At 55.1% G+C, this 25,575-nt stretch carries 22 protein-coding genes; 12 read left to right on the top strand and 10 right to left on the bottom strand.

The features are described 5' to 3' along the window. Genes GV764_RS01015 through acpT form a run of 5 tightly spaced genes read left to right on the top strand, consistent with a single transcriptional unit; the run spans position 1 to position 4,208 of the window. The gene (locus GV764_RS01015) at positions 1 to 1,167 is read left to right on the top strand and encodes a beta-ketoacyl-[acyl-carrier-protein] synthase family protein (RefSeq protein ID WP_161658696.1); all 1,167 of its coding nucleotides are present in this window, start codon (positions 1 to 3) and stop codon (positions 1,165 to 1,167) included. Continuing rightward, positions 1,167 to 1,643, top strand: coding sequence for a hotdog family protein (locus tag GV764_RS01010; protein WP_161658695.1), 477 nt, complete (start codon positions 1,167 to 1,169; stop codon positions 1,641 to 1,643). Before GV764_RS01015 ends, GV764_RS01010 begins: the two co-directional genes overlap by 1 nt. Further along, entirely contained in the window at positions 1,640 to 2,371 is a 732-nt protein-coding gene (locus GV764_RS01005; protein ID WP_161658694.1) for a 3-ketoacyl-ACP reductase FabG2, read from the top strand. The genes GV764_RS01010 and GV764_RS01005 overlap by 4 nt, the downstream gene beginning before the upstream one ends. Beyond that, positions 2,368 to 3,597, top strand: coding sequence for a beta-ketoacyl-ACP synthase (locus tag GV764_RS01000; protein WP_161658693.1), 1,230 nt, complete (start codon positions 2,368 to 2,370; stop codon positions 3,595 to 3,597). The genes GV764_RS01005 and GV764_RS01000 overlap by 4 nt, the downstream gene beginning before the upstream one ends. A gap of 2 nt (positions 3,598 to 3,599) precedes the next feature. Then, positions 3,600 to 4,208, top strand: a complete 609-nt coding sequence (acpT, locus tag GV764_RS00995; RefSeq protein ID WP_161658692.1) for a 4'-phosphopantetheinyl transferase AcpT — start codon at positions 3,600 to 3,602, stop codon at positions 4,206 to 4,208. Here acpT and GV764_RS00990 read toward each other — a convergent pair. Then, complete coding sequence (locus GV764_RS00990) at positions 4,205 to 4,630, bottom strand: NlpC/P60 family protein (RefSeq protein ID WP_236651813.1); 426 nt, start codon at positions 4,628 to 4,630, stop codon at positions 4,205 to 4,207. The two genes, acpT and GV764_RS00990, sit on opposite strands and share 4 nt — an antisense overlap. 614 nt (positions 4,631 to 5,244) lie before the next feature. Between GV764_RS00990 and GV764_RS00985 the strand changes: the two genes are divergently transcribed. After that, positions 5,245 to 5,568 (top strand): hypothetical protein, encoded by a 324-nt coding sequence (locus GV764_RS00985; protein WP_161658690.1) that lies wholly within the window; start codon positions 5,245 to 5,247, stop codon positions 5,566 to 5,568. Here the strand turns inward: GV764_RS00985 and GV764_RS00980 are convergent. After that, positions 5,563 to 6,309, bottom strand: a complete 747-nt coding sequence (locus GV764_RS00980; RefSeq protein ID WP_161658689.1) for a transcriptional regulator — start codon at positions 6,307 to 6,309, stop codon at positions 5,563 to 5,565. The genes GV764_RS00985 and GV764_RS00980 overlap by 6 nt on opposite strands. A 502-nt stretch (positions 6,310 to 6,811) precedes the next feature. On the opposite strand from GV764_RS00980, the gene GV764_RS00975 reads away from it, so the two are divergent. Beyond that, positions 6,812 to 7,696 carry an SDR family oxidoreductase gene (locus GV764_RS00975; protein ID WP_161658688.1) on the top strand — a complete coding sequence of 295 codons (885 nt, stop codon included), beginning with the start codon at positions 6,812 to 6,814 and terminating at the stop codon, positions 7,694 to 7,696. A gap of 51 nt (positions 7,697 to 7,747) precedes the next feature. Further along, positions 7,748 to 9,580, top strand: a complete 1,833-nt coding sequence (locus GV764_RS00970; protein WP_161658687.1) for a glycoside hydrolase family 15 protein — start codon at positions 7,748 to 7,750, stop codon at positions 9,578 to 9,580. Between the two features lie 42 nt (positions 9,581 to 9,622). On the opposite strand, the gene GV764_RS00965 is transcribed toward GV764_RS00970, so the two are convergent. The 6 genes from GV764_RS00965 to GV764_RS00940 all read right to left on the bottom strand — a co-directional run bounded on the left by GV764_RS00965 (position 9,623) and on the right by GV764_RS00940 (position 15,747). Continuing rightward, positions 9,623 to 10,837, bottom strand: coding sequence for a diguanylate phosphodiesterase (locus GV764_RS00965; RefSeq protein ID WP_161658686.1), 1,215 nt, complete (start codon positions 10,835 to 10,837; stop codon positions 9,623 to 9,625). Between the two features lie 835 nt (positions 10,838 to 11,672). Further along, on the bottom strand, positions 11,673 to 12,437 hold the full coding sequence (locus GV764_RS00960) for a GGDEF domain-containing protein (protein ID WP_161658685.1): 765 nt from the start codon (positions 12,435 to 12,437) through the stop codon (positions 11,673 to 11,675). Then, positions 12,431 to 12,847, bottom strand: coding sequence for a DUF1987 domain-containing protein (locus GV764_RS00955; protein WP_161658684.1), 417 nt, complete (start codon positions 12,845 to 12,847; stop codon positions 12,431 to 12,433). The genes GV764_RS00960 and GV764_RS00955 overlap by 7 nt, the downstream gene beginning before the upstream one ends. Continuing rightward, on the bottom strand, positions 12,840 to 13,421 hold the full coding sequence (locus GV764_RS00950) for a SiaB family protein kinase (protein ID WP_236651808.1): 582 nt from the start codon (positions 13,419 to 13,421) through the stop codon (positions 12,840 to 12,842). Before GV764_RS00950 ends, GV764_RS00955 begins: the two co-directional genes overlap by 8 nt. Before the next feature lie 7 nt (positions 13,422 to 13,428). Further along, positions 13,429 to 14,649, bottom strand: coding sequence for a SpoIIE family protein phosphatase (locus tag GV764_RS00945; RefSeq protein WP_161658683.1), 1,221 nt, complete (start codon positions 14,647 to 14,649; stop codon positions 13,429 to 13,431). Between the two features lie 132 nt (positions 14,650 to 14,781). Then, a complete protein-coding gene (locus tag GV764_RS00940) occupies positions 14,782 to 15,747 on the bottom strand; it encodes an AEC family transporter (RefSeq protein ID WP_161658682.1) in 966 nt (321 codons plus the stop codon). An 892-nt stretch (positions 15,748 to 16,639) separates the two neighbouring features. On the opposite strand from GV764_RS00940, the gene fdnG reads away from it, so the two are divergent. The 3 genes from fdnG to fdnI are packed head-to-tail and all read left to right on the top strand — an operon-like array spanning position 16,640 to position 21,220. Then, a complete protein-coding gene (fdnG, locus tag GV764_RS00935) occupies positions 16,640 to 19,687 on the top strand; it encodes a formate dehydrogenase-N subunit alpha (RefSeq protein ID WP_161658681.1) in 3,048 nt (1,015 codons plus the stop codon). An 11-nt stretch (positions 19,688 to 19,698) separates the two neighbouring features. Beyond that, the gene (fdxH, locus tag GV764_RS00930) at positions 19,699 to 20,586 is read left to right on the top strand and encodes a formate dehydrogenase subunit beta (RefSeq protein WP_125292667.1); all 888 of its coding nucleotides are present in this window, start codon (positions 19,699 to 19,701) and stop codon (positions 20,584 to 20,586) included. Then, positions 20,579 to 21,220 carry a formate dehydrogenase-N subunit gamma gene (gene fdnI / locus GV764_RS00925; RefSeq protein ID WP_161658680.1) on the top strand — a complete coding sequence of 214 codons (642 nt, stop codon included), beginning with the start codon at positions 20,579 to 20,581 and terminating at the stop codon, positions 21,218 to 21,220. The genes fdxH and fdnI overlap by 8 nt, the downstream gene beginning before the upstream one ends. A 67-nt stretch (positions 21,221 to 21,287) precedes the next feature. Here fdnI and GV764_RS21925 read toward each other — a convergent pair whose 3' ends face one another. Next, positions 21,288 to 22,253, bottom strand: a complete 966-nt coding sequence (locus tag GV764_RS21925; RefSeq protein WP_201743010.1) for a hypothetical protein — start codon at positions 22,251 to 22,253, stop codon at positions 21,288 to 21,290. Between the two features lie 550 nt (positions 22,254 to 22,803). Here GV764_RS21925 and GV764_RS00915 point away from each other — a divergent pair. Beyond that, positions 22,804 to 24,222, top strand: coding sequence for a hypothetical protein (locus GV764_RS00915; protein ID WP_161658679.1), 1,419 nt, complete (start codon positions 22,804 to 22,806; stop codon positions 24,220 to 24,222). A gap of 57 nt (positions 24,223 to 24,279) precedes the next feature. Here the strand turns inward: GV764_RS00915 and GV764_RS00910 are convergent, their stop codons facing one another. Further along, positions 24,280 to 25,479 (bottom strand): BaiN/RdsA family NAD(P)/FAD-dependent oxidoreductase, encoded by a 1,200-nt coding sequence (locus tag GV764_RS00910; protein ID WP_161658678.1) that lies wholly within the window; start codon positions 25,477 to 25,479, stop codon positions 24,280 to 24,282. Positions 25,480 to 25,575 lie beyond the last annotated feature (96 nt).

The following is a 25,575-nucleotide window of genomic DNA, read 5'->3' as shown; positions in this document are numbered from 1 at the left end:
ATGATTTATATCTCTGCCATCGGCATGGTTAACGCGTTGGGCAACACGCTCGACGATATCGCCCGCCAGCTGTCGCTCGGCGTCGCGCCAGGCATGAAGCCGCGCCAGGGCTGGCTGGTTAACGGCGTGGACGCGGTACTGGGCGGCGTGGAGGGCGAGCTGCCCGCCATTCCCACGCATCTGGCGGCCCACCGCTCGCGCAACAATCAGCTGTTGCTGGCGGCGCTGGCGCAGATCCAGCCGCAGGTGGACGAGGCCATCGCCCGCTACGGCAACGAGCGCGTGGCGGTGATCCTCGGCACCAGCACGTCCGGGCTGGATGAGGGCGACAGGTTTGTGAGCCATCACCATCACAGCGAACGCGACGATAACTGGCACTATTACCAGCAGGAACTGGGGGATCCGTCGCGTTTCCTGAGCCAGTATCTGAACCTGGCTGGCCCGGCGTACACGCTTTCCACCGCCTGCTCCTCCAGCGCCCGTGCCATCATCAGCGGCCGCCGCCTGATTGAAGCCGGTCTGGCGGACGTGGCGATTGTCGGCGGCGCAGACTCGCTGAGCCGGATGCCGGTGAACGGTTTCGACAGCCTGGAGTCGTTTTCCACCACGCTTTGCCAGCCGTTTGCCCGCGAGCGCTGCGGCATCACCATCGGCGAAGCGGCGGGCCTGCTGCTGCTCACCCGCGAGCCGCAACCGCTGGCGCTGCTGGGGGTGGGCGAATCCAGCGACGCGTTTCATATTTCCGCGCCGCACCCCGAAGGCGAAGGGGCGATCCGCGCCATTCACCAGGCGCTACAGGATGCCGGATTAACGCCGCAGGATATCGGCTACATCAACCTGCACGGCACCGCCACGCCGCTTAACGACCAGATTGAGTCGAAAGTGGTTAACGCGATTTTCGGCGCTGACACGCCAGGCAGCTCCACCAAACACTTAACCGGGCATACCCTGGGGGCGGCGGGCGTGACCGAAGCGGCGCTCAGCGCGCTGATATTGCTGCGCGGGCTGGATTTACCGGCTCAGGACTTCCGCCACTCGACGCCGGACGACAGCCTGCCGCCGTGCGGGCTGCTGCATGCGCCCACGCCGTTGGCCCGCCCGGTTATCCTGTCGAATTCCTTCGCGTTCGGCGGTAATAACGCCAGCCTGATTATTGGGAGATGTTGATGAGCGGTTACCTCACACCAGGCGACTATTTACCCCACGACGCGCCGATGCTATTGCTGGATGACGTGGTCAACGTCAGCGCCGACAGCGCCCGTTGCCGGGTAACGCTGAGTGCCGACGGCGTGCTTGCGCCGTTTCTTGACGACGAAGGCCGCCTGCCCGGCTGGTACGCGCTGGAGCTGATGGCGCAAACCGTCGGCGTCTGGTCCGGCTGGCACCGCCACCAGCAGGGCGAAAAGCGGATTTCGCTCGGCATGGTGCTGGGCGCGCGGGATCTGGAAGCGAAAGTCAGCCACTTCCCCGCCGACGCCACGCTGGATATCGCGGTACACCTGCTGATGCAGGACAGCCGTTTCGGCAGCTTCGAGGCGACGATTTTTCAGGGCCAACAGCCCCTGGCGACGGGGCGTATTAATACGTTTCAGCCGGACGAGGCTGAATTAGCACAGTTATTTAATCAGGGATCACCACAATGAGTCGTTCAGTTCTGGTCACCGGGGCCAGCAAAGGCATTGGCCGGGCCATCGCCGTAAAACTGGCTGCGGACGGGTTTACCGTCGGCGTGCATTACCATCGCGACCATGCAGGCGCACAGCAGACGCTGGAGCAGATCGCGGCGGCGGGCGGCCAGGGCCGTTTGCTGAGTTTTGACGTCGGCAACCGGCAGCAGTGCCGCACGGTAATTGAACAGGATATCGAGGCCCACGGCGCATGGTACGGCGTAGTGAGCAACGCCGGCATCGCCCGCGACGGCGCGTTTCCGGCGCTGAGCGACGAAGACTGGGACGGGGTGATCCATACCAATCTCGACAGCTTTTATAACGTGATCCAGCCCTGCGTGATGCCGATGATCGGCCTGCGCAGCGGCGGGCGCATTATCACCCTGTCATCGGTGTCCGGCATGATGGGCAATCGCGGCCAGGTGAACTACAGCGCCGCCAAAGCCGGGATTATCGGCGCGACCAAAGCGCTGGCGATCGAACTGGCGAAGCGCAAAATCACTGTTAACTGCATTGCTCCCGGCCTGATCGACACCGGGATGATTGAGATGGAAGAGGCCGCGCTGAAAGAAGCGATGAGCATCATTCCCATGAAACGTATGGGCCAGGCGGACGAAGTCGCCGGGCTCGCCAGCTACCTGATGTCGGATATTGCCGGTTACGTCACCCGCCAGGTTATCTCTGTAAACGGAGGGATGTTATGACACGTCGCGTAGTTATTACCGGTATGGCCGGGGTCACCGCGTTTGGCGAAACCTGGCAACAGGTGGCGGCACGGCTGAAACAGGGCGAGAACGCGGTGCGCCAGATGCCGGAATGGCAGGTTTACGACGGGCTGCACACGCTGCTGGGCGCGCCGATTGATGATTTCACGCTGCCGGAGCATTACACCCGCAAGCGCATCCGTTCGATGGGCCGGGTATCGCTGATGTCGACCCGCGCCACCGAACTGGCCCTTGAGCAGGCTGGGTTGATTGGTGAGGAAGTACTCACTAATGGCGAAACCGGGATCGCCTACGGTTCCTCCACCGGCAGCACCGGGCCGGTGAGCGAATTCGCCACCATGCTGACCGAGAAGCATACCAACAACATCACCGGCACCACCTATGTGCAGATGATGCCGCACACCACGGCGGTGAATACCGGGCTGTTCTTCGGGCTGAAAGGCCGGGTCATCCCCACCTCCAGCGCCTGCACCTCCGGCAGCCAGGCGATTGGCTACGCCTGGGAAGCGATTCGCCACGGCTACCAGACGGTAATGGTGGCGGGCGGCGCGGAAGAGCTGTGTCCGTCGGAAGCGGCGGTATTCGATACCCTGTTTGCCACCAGCCAGCGCAACGACGCGCCGAAAACCACCCCGTCGCCGTTTGATAAACACCGCGACGGCCTGGTGATTGGCGAAGGCGCGGGAACATTGATTCTGGAAGAGCTGGAGCACGCCAAAGCGCGCGGCGCGACCATTTACGGAGAGATCGTCAGCTTCGCCACCAACTGCGATGCGGCGCATATCACCCAGCCGCAGCGGGAAACTATGCAGATTTGCATCGAAAAAGCGCTGAAGATGGCGGGCCTCGGACCGCGCGATATCGGCTATATCAGCGCCCACGGCACGGCAACCGATCGCGGCGACATCGCCGAAAGCCAGGCTACCGCGGCGCTGTTCGGCGCGCAGACGCCGATCTCCTCGCTGAAAAGCTATTTTGGGCACACGCTGGGCGCGTGCGGCGCGCTGGAAGCCTGGATGGGCCTGGAGATGATGCGTGAAGGCTGGTTTGCCCCGACCCTGAACCTCCAGCAACCCGACGAACAGTGCGGTGAACTGGATTACATCATGGGCGAGCCGCGCTATATCGACTGCGAGTTCCTGCAAAGCAATAACTTCGCCTTTGGCGGCATCAATACGTCGCTGGTGATCCGCCGCTGGTCATAATTATGCTGCGGCTGATTGAAGGTGAGATTTCCCGGCTCAGCGCGCCGGAAGCCGTGGCGCGCTGGCTGCCAGCGGACATCGCCGCCGCCGCGCCCGAAGGCCCGCGCCGCCAGAGCTGGCTGGCGGGCCGGGTAATGCTGGCGGCAAATTGCCCGTCAGAGAGTTTGCAGGCGCTTACTTATAATCAGCACGGCAAACCCACGTTCGCCCGCGCCGGCGCGCCGCATTTCAATATGAGCCACAGCGGCGACCGGATTGTGCTGGCTGTTGACCCCCATACGCCGGTCGGCGTGGATATCGAGATCCTGCGCCCGCGCCGCGCCTGGCAGCGCATCGCCGCCGACTACTTCGGCGAGACTGAACGCCAGCGCTTAGTCGCCCTGCCGCACGCTGAACAGTTACTGGCCTTCTGGCGCGGCTGGACCCTGCGGGAAGCGGTGTTGAAACAGCGTGGCGGCAGCGTCTGGCAAATGGCGGCGCTGGACGTCTCGCCCGACGCGCTGAACCAGCAGAATTTATTTACCGGATGGCATCAGAGCGCGACGGCAATGATTGCCGTCTGCGCCGCCCATCCGTTTGAACTTAATCTTAGCGCGATGACTGGCGCTTAACCTACCGCCTTGACCGCCACGCGCCGCGCGGCCTGATAATGCGCGCCCCAGTATTCATTGCTCAGGGATGAAATCGTTACGCCCTGGCGGGTCGAGGCGTGAATAAACTCATCGCCACCAATAAATACCCCCACGTGACGCTGGTTACGACCCGTTTTAAAAAAGACTAAATCGCCAGGTTTGAGTTCCCCGCGCGACACCGCTTTCCCACGCTGCATCTGTTCTGCGGCGGTGCGCGGTAATGATAAGTCAGCGGATTCAGAAAACAGGTGTTGCATCAGCGCCGAACAATCCACCCCACGGTGGCTGCTACCGCCCCTGTGATACCGGGTGCCTTTCCAGGCAGAATATTGCTTTAATAACCGCGCCTTCAAAACTTCATTTGTCATATCGCGAGCAATAAACATTTGCCCGCTGTGCATGCGATCGACAAAAAAAGGCGATACGAATTCAGCTGCAAAAGTTACTCGTGAAATAACAACCAATAAAACAATAAATAATAACTTAATCATAACCATTAATCGCTGAGTGATTCGCTCCTTACTTAAGGGTATTACCCGCTTTCGAATAACCTTTTCGAGGAGCACACACTAACAACCGACTATGGTTTGCTCAATTTATATCCACTAAAAAAGTGATTAAGCCATATGTTATTTTTATTTTTCAATGAGTTAATAAACGACTAACGCAACAATGTTAATGTTTTTTTCTGCCACTACAGATTAATCTGAAGTTAAAGCCGTCCGTCATAATTTCATTCGCGTTATTGTCGGTTTGCGGCAAAATAACAAAAACAATCGCTTAATCGCGGCAAAAAAATATGGCGTCTTATTTAGCCACTGGCAAGGCACAACATTTCATGAAGTGGGATTTCATTCGGAACGCGTTACATTTACGGCACGTTAAAAAACGTGCCCGTAAAAAAATGGCGTTGATTAATTTAACCTGGCTGGCGCGCAATTTTGATAAGGCAAATGCCAGACTTACGGTTTATGGTAAAACGTACGCTGTCGAAGATGCATTGCTATCCATAGAGATGCCGCTTATCACACAGTACATTACGCCGGGTACGCCTCTGGAAAGCGTTATCCAGAAACTGATGAATCAATTTTTCACTTATCTGCCGGCGCGCGTGTCGGAAATCCGCATTCTGGAAGATTTACCGGGAATGTTAACCCTGGGGTTATTTCTGCGCGGTAGCGACACACGGCTCATGGAATACACGCTGGTGGATGAAGTCGCCCGGTATCTGTTTCACTGCGGATGGGAAGTCTCGGTTTCAGGGGAGGTGCTGGAGCAAGCCGACGTACGTTATCGCCAGCTTACTCAGCAACAGAACGTTGAGCACGCGCCGTCATGACAGCGTGATGCGGATGTCCGGCCCGCACAGGCGAATCGGCTGCCCGGCGCTGAGTTTTTCCAGGAACTGGCTGTGTTTAGTCGTGCTGATCCCGTGACCGCACCACAGCAGGTGATGTTCATAGCTTTTGGTGGATACCGCCGGGTTATCACAGACCTGCGAGGAAAGCTCAACATCAAACCCCTGACGCGTCAGGCGGATTGCCTCCATCCAGATCTCCGTTTCGTCGGCGACGCTTATCGCTTCAAGAAACAGCGGCGCGCGTTTATGTCGGTAACCATCGCGCATCACGCAATGGGCGCGATGTAATACCGCCTCATGAAATCGGGCGAGGCGTCGCGTCGCGCCTGTCATGGTATCCTGTTCGCGCAGCCACTTATTTAAGGGGCGCAGTACAGAATTAATATAATCATCGCCGCAATAATCATGGTCAATTTTACGCATCATACGCGCCAGCGCACGATCGGAACCATATTCAAGCTGCCATAATAGTTCACCGCGATGGGCGGGCCAGCCTGCCGTCCAGCTGCGCTTACCTTCTAATTGCCAGACGCGGATTTCAGTTAACGATGCACCGCTGGCTGCCATATTAACGACGCGATGAATATCGCCAATCTGCTCAACCTTCCAGCCGGTTTTTGAATCATGAAGGCTGATTAATCCCGCTTTTGACCAGCGCAGGAGACAGGCAGGGTGACTGCCGGTTATTGCGCAAATCGCTTCGGTTGAAAAAGTTTTCATTCGAACCCCTTAGTGAGGGGAATGGCCGTCGGATTTAATCCGGGGATGGAGACCCATTGTGGACCTTTATAGCGGGGAAATATACGTTTATTTATTAACCATCCTGATTAATTTAGCGAATAATTATTCCCTATAATAATCAAGGGTTAATAATTACCCAAAAATATATGATGTATGATATGTGCTTTTTTTTGCGCTTCGTTTACTTATCGGGAGGTAGCGCGATCGCCTTTAAAATAGCAGCAAATAGACCAGTACAAATAAAATTAAGATTATTCACTGTAAAAATTAAATATATTCTGCACCCGCCTTTTCATTTTTATTGTGGGTAAACGTCGTAAAAACCCAGGCATTTATTTTTACCGCATAGAACATTCTGAAAATTACTCAAGCAAAGCTATGTAAAGTCAATTAAATATCCGAACAGAAAATCAAAACTATTCGCGGGTTCGCCGCATGACGTCTACCTTTATTAATCCCGCATATAAACGAGACGCGAACCATGACGATTAATGATAAACACCATCTTCACTATCCCCGCCCCCCGTTTGCTGAACAACCGCAAAAAGCGCCGGGACTGGCATCAGAAATGAAGCCGCTGCCGGATCATGGCGAAACCAGCTATATCGGCTCGGGCAAACTGGAAGGAAAAAAAGCATTAATTACCGGAGGGGATTCCGGTATTGGTCGCGCGGTAGCCATTGCCTTTGCCCGTGAAGGCGCAGACGTGGCGATTAATTATCTGCCGGAAGAAGAAACCGATGCCGCTGCGGTTATTGCGTTAATTGCCGCAGAAGGAAAAAATGCTGTGGCGATCCCCGGCGATATTCGTTCAGAAACCTTTTGCCAACAGTTAGTTGAAAAAGCCGTTCAACAACTGGGCGGTCTGGATATTCTGGTGAACAACGCCGGTCGCCAACAGTATTGCGAATCGATTGAAGAACTGACCACCGAAGCCTTCGACGATACCTTTAAAACCAACGTGTATGCCCCGTTCTGGATCACCAAAGCCGCTGTTCCGCATCTTCAGGAAGGCGCCGTGATCATCAATACCTCCTCGGTACAGGCCTACAATCCGAGTGACATCTTACTCGATTACGCCCAGACCAAAGCCTGTAATGTGGCCTTCACGAAATCGCTGGCGAAGCAGCTGGGCAAGAAAGGCATCCGCGTTAACGCCGTTGCGCCAGGCCCTTACTGGACGCCATTGCAGTCCAGTGGTGGTCAGCCGCAGGAGAAAGTGATGCAGTTCGGCGCTACCGCGCCGCTGGGCCGTCCGGGCCAGCCGGCGGAAATCGCGCCGCTGTATGTGACTTTCGCCTCTGACGTGTGCTCGTTCGCGTCCGGCCAGGTGTGGTGCTCAGACGGCGGTACAGGAACGCTATAATTAGACGGTCGTCGCTACCGACGGCCGTCGCTGGCGCAAGGGGATTGCCTGATGAAAAACCAGTCGTATCACCATCACCCACGCATTAACGGTTATGCGGGCCTGGGCGATTACGCCGCCATCGGCGACGGACGTTCCGTCGCCCTGATCGCGCCAGACGGCGCGATCGACTGGTGGTGCGCTCCCAATATGGATTCGCCGCCGCTGTTTGACCGCATCCTCGACGCGGCGTCGGGCGGATACTTTCAGATAGAGCCTGTGGGCGACTATCGGACCGAGCGGCGCTACCGGGAAAACAGCAATGTGCTGGAAACCTGTTATAAAACCGCATCCGGCGAGGTGCGCTTTACTGAATCCCTGAACAGCACTTTTGCCGGACGCTTGCCCTGGTGCGAGTTGGCGCGGCGGGTTGAAGGGGTGGAAGGCGACGTTGAACTGAAACTGACCTTCGCGCCCGGGACGGCGGCCTGCACTCGCGCGCCGTGGATAGCGCCCTCCCGCCTGGGGGATGTGGTGCATATCGGCGACCTGATGGCGATGCTGCGAACCCCCGAAAACATGGAATGTACCCTCAAGGATGACCAAAAGATCGAGGGCAGATTCCGGGTCGCTAAAGGGGAACGCGCCCTGGTGGCGCTGCTGGTTAGCCAGAAAGAGCCGCTGGCGGTGCCGACCATGGAGTCGATTGACGAGCGTATTGAAAACAGCGATCACGCCTGGCGGCACTGGACCGAGCATTTAACCTATCAGGGTGAATTCAAAACCCACGTCAACCGCTCGGCGTTGGCGTTGAAATTCCTGCTCTACTCCCCGACCGGCGCGCTGGCGGCAGCCCCAACCACTTCGCTGCCGGAAGGTATTGGCGGGATCAAGAACTACGATTATCGTTACGCCTGGATACGCGACGCCTGTCTGATTATTCGAGCCTTCGCGTTTATCGGCGCGCTGGCGGAGTGTAAAGCGGCGTTTTCATGGTTGACCAACACCATTATTCGCCATGAAGGGTCATTGCGGGCCTGCTACACCCTTGACGGCGATATCGTACCGGACGAAAAATTCCTGCCGCTGGAAGGCTATATGGGTTCTCAGCCGGTACGGCTCGGCAATAACGCCCAGAGCCAGCAGCAGCTCAGCATGTATGGCGATATGCTGGAAACGGCGTTTTTGTTCGTCAACGCCGGGCACGTGTTGGATTTGACGACCGCGCGCCTGCTGACCAAGCTCGCCAACGAATGCGCCGATCTGTGGCGGCAGGACGATTCCGGTATCTGGGAGCTGCACGAACGCCGCCATTACACCCATTCGAAAATCGCCTGCTGGATCACGCTGGATATCGCCATCCGCCTGGCGGAGGAAGGCCATATCGAGACCACCTGGCTGCACCGCTGGGAACGGGAAAAAACCCGCATCAGCGACTGGGTCGAGAACCACTGCTGGTCTGAGGCAAAGCAGGCCTATACCTTTTACGCCGGGACCGACAAACTCGACGCCGCCCTGGGGCTGGTGTGGTATTACGGGCTGAAGGTTAACCCGGAGCGCATGAAATCCACCTATGACGCGATGGTCAAAGAGCTGGGGCACGGCACCCCGATGCTCTACCGCTACAGCGAAGTCGAGCGCGAAGAAAGCACCTTTGTCGCCTGCTCGTTCTGGCTGGTGGAAGCCTGGGCGCGGCTGGGCGATCGGCAAAAAGCGCGCGATTATATGAATCAGATCCTGGAAACACTGTGCGATAAAGGCAACGTCGAAACCTTTAATGAGATGTTCGACGTCCGCACCGGTGAATGGCGCGGCAACGTGCCGCAGGGCTTAAGCCATCTGGCGCTGATCTGCGCGGCGGACGGCATCGCCGGAAACCGCTTCTGGGTGAAAGACGACGAGTAACCCTGGCCGCCGTTGCGCCATGCGCGTAACGGCGGCGATACGTTACAGTACCCTTTCCGGCCACACCACATTTGGCACGCCATTGAGCACCGGTCTGGCGAATAAAAAGCCCTGAAAGCGCTGTACGCCAGCGGCCTCCAGCCAGCACCACTCTTCGACCTTTTCCACGCCTTCGGCAACCACGCTGATTTCCAGCGCCGAACAGCAGCTCAGGATCGCCTGGACAATCGCCTGTTTTGGTCCATGCACGTGGATATCGCTGACGATGCTGCGGTCGATTTTGAGTTTGTCCGGCTGAAAGCGGGTTAACAGCGACAGCCCGGCAAACCCGGAACCAAAGTCGTCAATCGCCAGGCCGATGCCAGCCGAACGCAGCTCGCGCACCGCCACCTGGAAGGCGTCGAAGCGGGAAATCACTTCATCTTCCGTCACCTCGACAATCACCTGCTCCGGCACCAGGCCGTTACGAGCGATCTGCTCCAGCAAAATATTCACCGCGTTCGGCACCGTCACCAGCGACATCGGCAGCAAATTGATGGAAATTTTATGGTCGCCAATGCCGATTTTACTGGCCAGCGCAAAAGCCCAGGCTTTGGAGTAGAGATCGGCCTCGTGCAGCTTATTGTGCGGAATGGCGTTGAAATATTCCTGGGGAGAACCGCCGTCCGGGCTGCGGATCAGGGCTTCAAGGGAGCTGATTTTGCCTTCCAGCGGCTCGACGATAGGCTGCAACGCAAACTGGCAGGGCTGCGCCGACGCCAGCGGAACGGTAATGGATTCAAAGGCGCGGCTGTCCTGGATAAACGACCAGTCGCGCGGTTCGGTGCTGTGCGTGAGTAGCGTTTTCCAGTCGCCTTTAATAAAGGCTTTAATAAACTTATAAACGCGATCTTCGCCCGCCAGGTCGAAAAACCGCGAACGTTTAATAGCGGGCGTGCGGAACACCGCGCTTTGCTGCGCGCTGCGCAGGTCGATTAACTCCATGCCCAGATTATTAAAGCGCCGCCGCGGCGCATAATCGCGCATCAGCTCCACCACGCTGTCGTGCCGGGGGTCCTGGCGGATGGTCTGGTACAGCAAATTAACCGATTCCAGTGGTCCCTCAAGCACTTGCAGAAAATGCGTACCGTCAAAAAGCAGGATGCCCGTGACCTGTAAGCTTTCATTTTTCGCCTGCGCCCTGGCCACCAGCGGCGGTAATTGTTCAGGACTGCATCCTGAATGTAAGCGACTCCGGTAGATTAACGTCGAAAGCATCAAATCAAGTCCTTTTGCCCAGGAGACACACTAAGGAGATAAGCTAAGTGTAGCGAGTGAAAGCCGTCTCAGAATACCTTTAATTTTTTGGAAATAACAACCAGCCTGACTAAGAAATAAAGTAGTCAGAGGAGTATGCGCATAAAAGCCATAATCAATTAAGGGATAAAGGCGTGATTTTTAGGTGTAAACGGAGGATAGTGGCATGAAAATAAAGCAAAAATTCTATTAAAATGAAATTCTTTCATCACCTAAGTGAAATAAGGTGAACCACCGGGGAGAGATCCCGGTGGCATAAGCTTATGAGCGTTATTTCTGTTCGGGTTTTTTATCACCCGATTCTGGCGCATTAGTCGGATCGTCTTTTTCTTTTTCATCTACGTGTAAATTAGCGAATAATTTCATTGTGCCTCCTCAATGATTGCCTGAACTGACGGTCGATATATTCTGATGAAATATTTTCAGCCTAAAAAGTATGGTCCAGGCTGGCGGATTTGTCATACCCAAAATTTATTCTCGCTGCGGTCGCGCTTTACCGCTTCGTTTATTTTTGCGCGGGGTTCAGGATTGTTCTGATACACAAAATGACGCTTCATTCTAAAAATAAACGTGAATCAGATTCACGTTTTGTTGTTTCCGTTAACACTTTGATACTTAACCATCAACCTGGTAATGGAGATTATTATGGTTTCGCACTGGCTGGTTCATAAAAAAGGCGCGATACACGATCTGTTTTTCCCGGTACGCATTGGCAATAAACTTTGCCTGATCCTGCGCAAAGGCGGCGTGATATATAAACCAGCCGGCTGGCTAAAAAAAGAAAAGCATCATTTGTTCAGGCTGAATAAATTTTGAGTGTCCGGGTTTCACAGACCCCGCGAAAAAAAGCATCGTGCAGCGCCACCTGATTTCGGCCCCGGTGTTTAGCGGAATAGAGCGCGGTATCCGCCGCGCCGTATAACGATTCAAAATCGCTGCCGCGTAAACCCAGGCTGACGCCAATACTGGCAGTCACCAGTTGGCCCGGCAGCGCATCCAGCGGCGACGCGTTTAATGACGCGTGAATATAACCCGCCGTGATCATGGCGTCCTCAATCCGCGCGTTGGGCAGCAGAATGGTGAACTCTTCGCCGCCTACCCGGCCGATGGCGGCAAATTCCGGCACCGCGCGGCGAACCCGCGCCACCAGCGAGCAAATCACTTTATCGCCCATCGGGTGGCCGTGCGCATCGTTGATCCGTTTGAAATGATCGATATCCAGCAGGATCAGCGCTACGTTGCCCTGGGTTAACGCCTGGTTGATTTGAGTGATGATCGCGCTGCGGTTAAACACCGCCGTGAGCGGATCGTGAGTGGCTTCGTATTCCAGCTGTTTCGCCAGCTGTTGCAGTTGCTCGTTGATGCGGTTTAGCTCGCGCTCCGCGCGGTCGCTGCGCGAGATAAGCCGGTAGGATTCGCGGATCAGGCGCTGATAGCGCAGGGCCAGCACCAGCAGTTCTTCGCGGCAGGCGTCCGCAGGCAGCGAGGTATTCGCGGCGGCTTCCCGCGCCTCTTCCAGCACCGAAAATTCATCCCTGAACAGTTCGTTAATATCTAGCATGCGCTCAAATCCGCGATGGGCGTGACGTTCAGCGCCGGGAAATCAAGGCTCAATTCCTGGCCGAACTCTTCGGAAATATCATCCCCGGCGTCGTAGTACCAGTGCAGATGGCACGGTTTACCCGCCTGGGCAAAGCGGTTCAGACAGTCGAATAATTCAAACAGCAGCTTGGTGCTGGAACTGTTGAAGTAGCTCAGCGCCACGTGAACCTCCACGGGCTGAGTCACGGCGGCGCGCTCCTGTAGCCAGGCTTCAACCGCTTCCAGCAGCGGGCGAAAAAACGCGGCGGCATTTTCAGGGTAGGCTTCGCCTTTCATCATCAGGCGGCAGGCCGCAAAGTCAAAATGGACTTCCGGCGTGGAGTGCGTGGCGGCAAGCGTAATGGACGGCGTTAACGTAGTATCAGTCATGGCAAAAGGTTGCCTTCAGGTGGAAGGCGGACAACGGGCTGGCCGCCAGTGGATGTAAGCGATATTCCAGCGGTTCGCTGGTGTCTCGCGCCATAGTCAGCAAGCCGATATTGGCCCCCTTGCTGGTCGGCGGCGCTTCGCTGCGCAGGCCCTGCTTCCAGGCCTGTTTAATTTCGTCCTGAGTCATGGTGCGCAAGACGTCCAGATTGGTCTGGAGCAGCGAGGACTCCTCCTCGCCCACCAGATTGGCCGTTTCCAGGTAGTAGTGGCGATGATCGGTGTGGAAGCACAGCGAGCCGAAGCGCAACTCCTCCTGCCCGGTACACAGATAGCGTTCATCTGACGAGTAGCGGACAATGTTTTGCCCCATCTCGACAAATACCGAAAACAGCCGACGGCGGATCGCCGAAGAGGATTCGTGCTTATCCAGCCAGACCCGAATCACCTCCCCCATCGCAATAATGTTTTGTTGGGAAAAATAGCCGGTATAAAACAGCGCGACGTCGCTGTGGCGCGACAGCCCGAACAGAGGCATCAGCACCGCGTCTTTTACCTGAATGTCGTTCATTTTCATCTGTGTCTCACCAGCGAAAGCCAAACCATGTCATGTCGTCCCGGCGCATTTGCTCGCCCTGCCAGCTTTTTAGCACCGCCAGCAGCGCGTCGGAACGTTGCGTCATTGGCCGCTCGCGCTCCTGCAACAGCAGCGCCTGGATACGTTTTTTACCGAACATGATCCCGCGCTCGCCGCCAATCTGATCGGTAACACCATCGCTGACAATCAGCAGTTGATCGCCGCGCCTGAGCGGACACTGATGGCGCTGCCACTGATAGTCGGACGGCGTGTCGATGTAGCCCAGGCCCTGGCGGTTGCCGCCGAGTACGGCCACTGCATCCGCGTCGCTCGCCAGTTGAAAGGCGTGCATCTGCGCATTGGCCCAAATCAGCTGCTGGTTGTCGGTGTCGACAAACAGTGCGATTGCGTCACAGCCGTCGTTGGACTGGCTTTTCCCGGCGCTGGGATGAAGCTGGCTCAGAGTCTGTTTAATATGCTGATTGATGATGCTCAGCAGGCGCTCCGGCTCGTGGGGCGGCACCAGGGTCAGCGCTTTTTCCAGCGCCGAGGAGAAAATAAAGGTCATAAACGCGCCCGGCACGCCGTGGCCGGTACAGTCCGCCACCACCTGAAGCCAGCCGTGTTCGAACGGGTAAAAGGCGTAGATGTCGCCGCCCACGCAATCGCGCGGATGCCAGTACAGGCACCAGTCATCAAGATGGCTTTCCATCGACTGGCGCGAGCGGTTGAGCATCGATTCCTGGATCACCCGCGCATACTCAATGCTCTGCATAATCTGCTGATGCTGCTTCGCCTGGAGTTCGGACACGGTTTTAATCAGGTCGATGCCCAGCCCGATACCCACATAATGACCGTCGTCGGTGAGGATAAACCCCTCCGTCACCGCCTTATCGCCGGTTTCGATCACCCGATCCGCCAGATAATCCAGCCCGGCGTCGGCCTCGACGATCAGCGGCGTTTTATCCATAAAGGCGATGCAGCTTTTCTGATCGTAGAGTTCATGAAAGAACGGGCGGCTCATCTGGGAGAGGAAAATATGGCGGTTAATCATGCCGACAGGCCGGTTCAGCTCCAGCACCGGCAGGCCAATCAACGATTTATGTTGATTAAACAGCGCCATAACCTGTTGGTTATTGGACGAGGGCGTCACGTGCGGCACCACGATACGCAGCATCCCCGCGTTCAGCTCACGTGACGAAGAAACCATTGCCAGAGGTAAATCCATGATGGGTGATAACTCATTACCGTAAGAATTATCTTAGGGTATGAGGCAATTGTGACAGTTTTATCTCAGCGGCGTGACTGGGTTAAAATCAAGATAAAATAATCACTTAACCGAAATCTCACTGCGTCGTCGCTAGGGATAAAAGCGCGCCATCATCAGCATCAGCAACGGCGTGGTCACCGTGGAAAGCACCGTGGTCAGCAACATGCTGGTCGCCGTTGCGCCCTGGAGCGCATTGAATTTTTGCGCCATCAGATAGACGTTAACGCCAACGGCCATCGACCCCAGCAGCACCACCACCTGGCTTTCCTGCTGCGGCAGATGCAGTAAAATCGCCGCGCCCCAGACCATCAGCGGCATGACGATTAATTTTAAAATGCTGATGGCCGCGCTTTCCCGCAGACCGTGGCGAATTTTATAGCGCGCCAGGCTCATGCCCAGCGTCACCAGCGTTAGCGGCGCGGACACCTGGCCCAGCATGGTCACCGGCGAATCGATGACATACGGCAGCGGGCGATGCAGCAGGCTCCAGGCGAAGCCGGTGAAGATGCCGATAATGATCGGGTTGCGCACCACGTTAAGCAGCGTTTTCATGATGCCGCGCAGAGAGAAGCTGCCGCTTTGCGCCCATTCCACCGAGACCGTCACCAGCGTCCAGAGGATCAGGCTGTTAAACACCAGCACCAGCGCCACCGAGGGCAGGCTGGATTGCCCCAGCAGGATAATCGCCACCGGAATGCCGAGCATCACGTTGTTGGAGAAAATCCCGCCGAGGCTGAACACCGACGAAGAAACCGCGTCCAGATGAAACAGATGTTTCGCCACCAGCCGGCCAATGAAATAGACCACGAAGCAGCTGCCGAAAAAGGCGATCAATAAGCGCATGTCAACCGGCGGGCTTTCGTAGAACTTGCTCATGACCTTAAACAACATGCACGGCAGCGCCACGGTAAAGCAGAAGCGGTTGAGCCCTTCCGCCACGGAATCCGGCCAGCCGGCGAAGCGCCCGATGCCATAACCGGTTGCCATCAATAAAAACAGCGGCGCCGAAAGCACAACCTGATGCGAGAGTTGCCCAAAAAAGCCGATTGATTCCATTCTTATCCCTGCCGAATCACGAAGTTGATAATTTTTTAATCGTTTTTCGCCAGTATAAGGGATTCAAATCAGGGCGTCAGGGCGCGTTTTGCCTGGCGTAAAATTTTGGGCATTTGCCTGGCGAACCTTCCCGGAGTCGTTGGGCAGGGCGATTTATCCGCATCTCCCCTGTCCGCATCAATGAAATAAACTATGCAGCGCTGAATCGAGTCACAACGGTTCTGGCCATCATTTTATTTTCAAAATTTACAGAGCCTGCTTTCAACAATATCAGGGGTTCAGGAAGCATTTATTTTTTCAGATATTGATGGCAGTTTTGGATATTTAACATTTCGTCGTTAATTAAAAAAAGCAAAGGGGATGAATAATTTACCCTCGTTAAATACTCCCTTTTAAGTATAATTTTTCTCCCCTAAATACCTTGCTGTTTTCGCCAAAAAAATCGCCATGAAAGATTTAACTTAAATGCGATAATTTTCATAGGATTACGTAGCATTAATAGTTATTCGCGGATTTTAATAGTCTGTATCAGGCGTTTTTTTACCTTATGGTCAACATTTAACCCGTTTTAACAACGCTATTTGAGATCACAAAACGCCCACCCCTCAGTAACACTCATCCTACAAATTGACCTTGAACAAAAATAGACGTTTTTGCCTGTGATAATTTTCGCACGGCAATTTCTGCAATGTGGTGCTTTTCCTACACCCAACACCCGGGAAATTTCTCCGGCCAATAACTAACCATTAATGAGTAATTAATTTTAGTTAGCGGCGGGATTATTTAACTGGCATCACCCTTGACCAATAAAGATGAACAGAAAAATAACGTCTGTTTTTGGTTAAGGAATGAGGTTCAAAACAAAAACATTCACCATCACATGGGGTAAACAATGGATGTGAATCGCAGGCAATTTTTCCGGATTTGCGCCGGTGGCCTGGCAGGTACCACCGTTGCCGCTCTGGGATTTGCGCCCAAGACGGCACTGGCGGGTATTCGCGACTATAAATTGTTGCGCTCTACCGAAACCCGCAACACCTGTACCTATTGTTCCGTTGGCTGCGGATTATTGATGTATAGCCTCGGCGACGGCTCGATGAACGCGAAATCCGCGCTGTTCCACGTCGAAGGGGATCCGGACCATCCGGTGAGCCGCGGCGCGCTGTGCCCGAAAGGCGCAGGGTTGCTGGATTACGTTCATAGCGAAGGCCGTCTGCGCTACCCGGAATACCGGGCGCCGGGCTCGGATAAATGGCAGCGCATCAGCTGGGACGACGCCTTCAACCGCATCACGCGGCTGATGAAAGCGGACCGCGACGCTAACTTTATCGAGCAAAACGCGGCAGGCACCACGGTGAACCGCTGGACCACAACCGGCATGCTGTGCGCGTCTGCCGCCAGCAACGAAACCGGGATGCTGACCCAGAAATTCGCTCGTTCCTTAGGCATGGTGGCGGTAGATAACCAGGCGCGCGTCTGACACGGACCAACGGTAGCAAGTCTTGCTCCAACATTTGGTCGCGGTGCGATGACCAACCACTGGGTTGATATCAAAAACGCCAACGTTGTGATGGTGATGGGCGGTAACGCCGCTGAAGCGCATCCGGTGGGTTTCCGCTGGGCGATGGAAGCGAAAAACAACAATGACGCGACGCTGATCGTGGTCGACCCGCGCTTTACGCGCACGGCGTCGGTTGCCGATCTCTACGTCCCTATCCGTTCCGGTACTGACATTACCTTCCTGTCAGGGGTTTTGCTGTACCTGATCGAAAACAACAAGATTAACGCCGAATACGTTAAGCACTACACCAACGCGAACCTGCTGGTGCGCGAAGACTATTCCTTCGAGGACGGTCTGTTCAGCGGCTATGACGCGGAAAAACGTAAATACGATAAAACCACCTGGAACTATCAGTTCGACGAAAACGGCTATGCCCTGCGCGACGAGACGCTGACCAACCCGCGCTGCGTCTGGAACCTGCTGAAACAGCACGTTTCCCGTTATACGCCGGACATGGTGGAGAACATCTGCGGCACGCCGAAGGCGGACTTCCTGAAAGTGTGTGAAGTGCTGGCCTCCACCAGCGCCCCGGACCGGACCACCACGTTCCTGTATGCCCTTGGCTGGACGCAGCACACCGTCGGCGCGCAGAACATCCGCACTATGGCGATGATCCAGCTGCTGCTCGGCAACATGGGGATGGCGGGCGGCGGCGTGAACGCCCTGCGCGGTCACTCCAACATCCAGGGCCTGACCGACCTCGGCCTGCTGTCCACCAGCCTGCCGGGCTACCTGACGCTGCCGTCGGAGAAGCAAGCCGATCTGGAAAGCTATCTGAAGGCCAATACGCCGGTAGCGACGCTGCCGAATCAGGTGAACTACTGGAGCAACTATCCGAAGTTCTTCGTCAGCCTGATGAAGTCGTTCTACGGCGATGATGCGCAGAAAGAGAACCAGTGGGGTTATGACTGGTTGCCGAAGTGGGACCAGGTTTACGACGCCATGAAGTACTTCGACATGATGGATCGCGGCGAAGTGAACGGTTACATCTGCCAGGGCTTTAACCCGGTGGCGTCATTGCCGGATAAAAATAAGATCGTCAGCCGCCTCAGCAAGCTGAAGTACCTGATCGTCATCGACCCGCTGGTTACCGAAACCAGTAATTTCTGGCAGAACCACGGCGACATGAACGACGTCGATCCGGCGAACATTCAGACCGAGGTGTTCCGTCTGCCATCGACCTGCTTTGCGGAAGAAGACGGCTCCATCGCCAACTCCGGACGCTGGTTGCAGTGGCACTGGAAAGCGGCGGACGCCCCGGGCGAAGCGCTGAATGACGGGGAAATCCTCGCCGGCCTGTACCATCGTCTGCGCGAGATGTACCGCAGCGAAGGCGGCAAAGGCGTAGAACCGTTGCTGAAAATGAGCTGGACGTACAAACGCCCGGATCATCCGGAATCGGCGGAAGTGGCGAAAGAGAACAACGGCGTGGCGCTGGCGGACCTTTACGATCCGAACGGCAATCTGCTGGCGAAGAAAGGCGAGCTGCTCAGTTCGTTTGCACTGATGCGCGACGACGGCACCACCGCATCTTCCTGCTGGATTTACGCCGGGAGCTGGACCGAGAAAGGCAACCAGATGGCGAACCGCGACAACAGCGATCCGTCCGGTCTGGGCAACACGCTGGGCTGGGCCTGGGCATGGCCGCTTAACCGCCGCATCATTTACAACCGCGCGTCCGCCGATCCGATGGGTAAACCCTGGGACAGCAAACGCATGCTGATCAAATGGAACGGCAGCAAGTGGGTCGGGAACGATATCCCGGACTACAACACCGCCGCGCCAGGCAGCGGCACCGGTCCGTTTATCATGCAGCCGGAAGGGCTGGGCCGCCTGTTCGCCATCGACAAAATGGCGGAAGGGCCGTTCCCGGAACACTACGAGCCGGTGGAAACGCCGATTGGCACTAACCCGCTGCACCCGAACGTGGTGTCCAACCCGGCGGCGCGCCTGTTGCCGGAAGACGCCAAACGTATCGGCGATCGCAGCGAGTTCCCGTATGTGGGCACCACGTACCGTTTAACCGAGCATTTCCACACCTGGACCAAGCATGCGTTGCTCAACGCCATCGCCCAGCCGGAGCAGTTCGTGGAGATTAGCGAAACCCTCGCGAAAGCGAAAGGCATCGCGAACGGCGATACGGTGAAGGTCAGCAGCAAGCGCGGGTTTATCCGTGCGGTTGCGGTGGTGACGCCGCGTCTGCAGGTGCTGAACGTGGACGGCAAGCAGGTTGAAACCGTGGGTATTCCGCTGCACTGGGGCTTTGAAGGCACCGCGCGCAAAGGTTACCTGGCGAACACCCTGACGCCGCCGGTGGGTGATGCTAACTCACAGACGCCGGAGTACAAGGCGTTCCTGGTTAACATTGAGAAGGCGTAAGGGGCGAACTCATGTCAATGCAATCTCAGGACATTATTAAACGTTCCGCCACCAACGGAATGACCCCGCCGCCTCAGGCGCGTGACTTCAAGGAAGAAGTCGCGAAGCTTATCGACGTCTCCACCTGTATCGGCTGTAAAGCCTGCCAGGTGGCGTGCTCGGAGTGGAATGACATCCGCGCTGAGGTCGGTCACTGCGTGGGCGTCTACGACAACCCGACGGATTTAACCGCCAAAGCCTGGACGGTGATGCGCTTTAGCGAAACCCGCGCCAACGGAAAGCTGGAGTGGCTGATCCGCAAAGACGGCTGTATGCACTGTGAAGATCCGGGCTGCCTGAAGGCGTGCCCGTCTGCGGGTGCGATTATCCAGTACGCCAACGGCATCGTCGATTTTCAGTCGGAACACTGCATCGGTTGCGGTTACTGCATCGCGGGCTGCCCGTTCAACGTGCCGCGCCTCAATCCGCAAGACAACCGGGTGTACAAATGCACCCTGTGCGTCGACCGGGTGAGCGTGGGCCAGGAGCCGGCGTGCGTGAAAACCTGCCCCACCGGCGCAATCCACTTCGGCACCAAAAAAGAGATGCTGGAAGTGGCGAGCGAGCGCGTGGAGAAGCTGAAAAAACGCGGTTACCCGCACGCGGGTATTTACGATCCGGCGGGCGTGGGCGGCACTCACGTGATTTACGTGCTGCACCACAACGACCAGCCGGAGCTGTATCACGGCCTGCCGAAAGATCCGCAAATCGATACGCCGATTAGCCTGTGGAAAGGGATCCTCAAACCGCTCTCCGCTGCGGGCTTTATCGCAACCTTCGCCGGTCTGATTTTCCACTATGTGGGCGTCGGTCCGAACAAGGAAGTCGATGACGACGAAGAGGAGGAGCACCATGACTAAGAAAAGTAAGATGATCGTTCGGACCAGCTTTATCGACCGGGCGTGTCACTGGACGGTGGTGATCTGCTTTTTCCTGGTGGCGTTATCGGGCATCGCGCTGTTTTTCCCGACTCTGCAATGGCTGACGCAAACCTTCGGGACGCCGCAGATGGGGCGTATTCTGCACCCCTTCTTCGGTGTGCTGATCTTCTTCGCGCTGATGTTTATGTTTGTTCGCTTCGTCAGACATAACATCCCGGACAAGCAGGATTTGCCGTGGCTGAAGAACATTGTGGAAGTGCTGAAAGGCAACGAACACCATGTGGCGGACGTGGGCAAATACAACGCCGGACAGAAAATGATGTTCTGGAGCATCATGAGCATGATTTTTGTGCTGCTGGTGACCGGCATTATTATCTGGCGTCCTTACTTCACGCACTTTTTCCCCATGTGGATGGTGCGCTGGAGCCTGCTGGTTCACGCGCTGGCGGCCATCGTGCTGATCCATGCGATCCTGATCCATATGTATATGGCGTTCTGGGTCAAAGGATCGATCAAAGGCATGATCGAAGGCAAAGTCAGCCGTCGCTGGGCGGCTAAACACCACCCGCGCTGGTATCGCAAAGTGCAGAAAGCGGAAGACGCTCAGGAGTAATGAGCGGGCTTTACAAACAAAACGGCGCCTTCATCAAGGCGCCGTTTTTTATTGCCCGTTTGGTGAATTAATGGAAGTGGGAATGCCCGCCAAATCCTTCTGAACGGCTGTTGTCATGGCCGTAACCGTGGCCGCCGAACGCATGGGAATGCGCGTTATCCGCACCGCGGCCTTCATGGCCTGCGCGCATCCCGTTATTGCCGGTAGCGTTATTATTCCCTCTGCGTGTTGAGGGGGTAAACGCACTGACGAACGGCATGCTGATTTGCGCCTGTGGATTGACTTTGGCGATTTCACCGACGGTTGTGTGTAACACTTTATCGCCAAGAGTGACATCGACAGGGATATTTTTCGGCAGACTGGATGCCGCCTGTTGAATGGTGTCGGTCACGCCGGGGAGCGCGGCAGTATAGTGTTGCACAGGGATCTGCGGCTGCGGTTGAGTCGGTTGCGGCTGGGTGGGCTGCAAAGGCGTCTGCAACTGGGTGGGCTGCGGAGGCGTCTGCTGCTGGATGGGTTGTGGAGGCGTCTGCTGCTGGATGGGTTGCGGAGGCGTCTGCTGCTGGATGGGTTGCGGAGGCGTCTGCTGCTGGGTGGGCTGCGGAGGCGTCTGCTGCTGAGTGGGCTGCGGAGGCGTCTGCTGCTGGATGGGTTGCGGAGGCGTCTGGGGCCCGATCATTGTCGCCTGGAGTGCCTGAATCTGGGTACGGTAATTCGTACCATTTATCTGATTCTGCGTTTTCTCAATCATGGCTTCTGCAAATTGTACGTCACGATGCGCTTGCTGCACGGCATGCTGCGCGTCATCGGCGTCCTGGGTCGCTTTATTCAGGGGTGCGCCCGCAGCCAACCGATCGTCACCAGGCGTTGCGTTATTATAATTATTCAACGCATCCTGCTGGGCGGCTTGCGCATGATGAGCAGCATTAAGCTGGGTTTTGTAATTACGCTGAGCCGCATCCCTGAACGATTGCGCGCCGGCTAAATTCGCTACCGCATCATCAAATGCCGTGCTTTTATCGGCAGCGTTCACACTTCCGCATGAAAGCGCAATAAATACTGAAAGAGGAATGGTAAAATTCATCTTAAACATAATAATAACCTTTGTAGTAACGAACTTAACAACCTCTCCCAAATCGGGAGAGGACTTTTTTAAAAAGTAAAAATAAGAAAATATATTTTACTTAAGCTTGTGAAAAATAAAACAGCGCTTCATTCCTTATGAAGCTTTGTTCTGAATTAAATCTTAAAAGATGCTATAACATTGCTACGAATATGCTAAAACGGAACTATTCAATTGTTTTTTATTGAACAGGCAGAATTTTATAAAATCCGATTATTCAGGATTTTGTTAGTTAATTTTCATTTTTATAATCTCAAGATCTGATTATTCACTCATTGATTTCATTATATTTAATATATCCATTATAATTTTCACATCATACTAACATTTGCATTAAAACTTCTTTTGCGTCTCATACAAAACCTCATCGGGCCATATTGCCAATACTTCACAATAAACACACAAATGCTCACTACATTCTCGTCATCACAGGGTTCTAAACATAACTAAGGATGTGTGAATGGGCTTTACACTGACTGATTTTTTGATTATTGCGGCGCTCTATAGCTCCCCCATGATATTGTTTATAATATTTATCGTGTATTTATCGAATTCTATGGCGTCAAGGTTTTGTCAAATCGCCCTCACGCGGCTCATTATTCCGCAACTATTGGTGATGCTGACCGGCATTATTTTTTTATTATGGCTGGAACTGGATCTCCTCGCACTGAGGTTAGGCCTAATCTTCTCCTGCTGCTTCTCACTTCTGTTGTGCCTTGCGCCATTGGGAAACAAATACTTGCGCAATACGTTACGGGTCATTATTACCAGCCATATTCTTTGCCTGACGCTAACAGTGTCGATGACCCATTACATGCAAGATAACCGCGGATTTACAGAGATCAGCGAGGCATGGGAAAAGCGCCTGTTGCTCAGGGTCCTGGCGAGAGCCAGCCATGGCAATACACGCGAACTGGCGTTGTTCGAGGGGATTGCTACGCGGGAGAAGTTATTAAAACTGGCTGCAGCGGACCCTGCCACTCCTGTTAAGGTTTTACAGTATTTAACTGACCAGGTAAATTCACCATATGAAGTCACACTCGCCGCTGGCGAATTTAGTTACAGCAACGGGGATACGCCCTTTTATATCGCGTTTCAGGCCAATAATATTAATGCCGTACGCATATTTAGCGAACAGTTAATCGGATCTGAATACCGTGCTCAACATCATCGCGAGATCCTTATCGAGGATAACCCTCTCGTCCCCAAAACCTATAATTTTCAGTATAGTCAAAATGAACGGACCGCACTGTTTGCGCTAACCAATCTTATTTACCCCATCATACCGGAACTGATTACTGACGCTGTCCATCAAAATATTATTAATAGCAGAGACAATGAAGTCATTGCTTTTTTTTGGAATAAAAAACCGCCAGAAGATCGTTTGTTGATGTTAAAAGAATTGGCGGCAATGAATAAAAAAGAACAATTAGTAAAAGAATTAATGCTTACGCCTGATTATCTCTTGCCCGATGAACCACTCTGGCAAAGCCTGGTGAGTTATATCTTCACAACTTCCTCTTCTGAGACTGTCGAAGCCATACTCAATACTGGAATGATTAACTGGTCGCTTTATATCGATAACAAAAGTGCGAATAATGATATTATTATAGACTTCCAGCACCGAAGAGATTTTAATAACCCTGCAATCCATCATAACTTTGGTCTGCTTTTACAGACCCTTGTTAAGCAAAACATTGAACTATCTGACAGACAATTATTGCATATTACGGCAGACGATCAGGGGCTCGAAACCGTACTCGCTGCCGGATTTACGTGTGAAAGAATGCATCGCATGATGGAAACTGAGTTGAAAAATCCCGCCGGTTGGTATCAAACGTTAAAGAAGCGCATACAGCATGCTTGCCCACCAGCCTGAATGACCTACGTGCAGCATAACGCGTTCTTCGTTTTATGCTGCACAGGGAGGAGGCGGTTACGCTTTCTCTTTCTTCAACGCCTGGGCGCAGGCCCACGCCGATGCCCAGGCCCACTGGAAGTTATACCCGCCCAGCCAGCCGGTAACGTCCACCACTTCGCCGATAAAATAAAGCCCCGGCACGTCGCGGGCTTCCATGGTGCGCGAGGAGAGCGCGTGGGTGTCCACCCCGCCCAGCGTGACTTCGGCGGTGCGATAGCCTTCAGTGCCGTTCGGCTGTACCTGCCAGGCGGTCAGCAGTTCGACCAGGGCCTCCTGCTGGCGGGCATTAAGCTGCTTCAGGGTACAGTCAGGGATTTGCCCCATCTGCTGGAGGATCTCGATCAGCCGCTTCGGCAGCAGTATCGCCAGCGTGTTTTTCAGGCTCTGATTGGGGTGCGCGTTGCGCTGCTCATCAATAAACGCATTCACATCGCTATCGGGCAGCAGATTAATGGTGACCTTTTCACCCGGCTGCCAGTAGCTGGAAATTTGCAGAATGGCCGGGCCGGATAGCCCACGGTGGGTGAACAGCACGTTTTCACGAAAAAGAGTGCCGTCCTGGGCGCTGACCACTGACGGCACGGAGACGCCGGACAGCACCTGTAGCGCCTCCAGCAGCGGTTTATGCAGGGTAAACGGCACCAGCCCGGCGCGGGTCGGCAAGACTTTCAGGCCAAACTGTTCCGCCACTTTATAGCCAAACGGCGACGCGCCCAGCCCCGGCATCGAGAGCCCGCCGCTGGCGATCACCAGTTTCGCCGTCCGCACGCTGTCGCCGTTGAGCGTCAGCAGGTAACCCTGCTCGTCGCGCTCAATGCTCAGCACTTCGCTACGCAGGCGCAGGTTGACATTGCCTTTCTGGCACTCCGCCATCAGCATATCGACAATTTGCTGCGCCGAGTCATCGCAAAACAGCTGACCGAGGGTTTTCTCATGCCAGGCGATACCGTATTTTCCCACCAGATCGATAAAATCCCACTGGGTGTAGCGCGCCAGGGCGGATTTGCAGAAATGCGGATTGGCGCTCAGGTAGGCCGCCGGTTCGACATACAGGTTGGTGAAGTTACAGCGCCCGCCGCCGGACATCAGGATCTTGCGCCCCGGCTTTTTGCCGTTATCGAGAAGCAACACCCGTAAACCCGCCTGCCCGGCCTGGGCCGCGCAAAATAACCCCGCCGCGCCTGCGCCGATAATCACTGCATCAAACTGTTCCACACCCTGCTCCCCTGAAAATAAGGCTGCGAATTGTAAAGTTTCTTAGCTGGTCGCACCAGCGATATGCCTTTGCAAGAATGCAGCCAGTTGTTTTTT

The sequence above is a fragment of the Atlantibacter hermannii genome (assembly GCF_009907385.1).
Lineage (GTDB): Bacteria > Pseudomonadota > Gammaproteobacteria > Enterobacterales > Enterobacteriaceae > Atlantibacter > Atlantibacter hermannii_A.
This window is presented reverse-complemented; position numbering and strand designations above follow the sequence as displayed.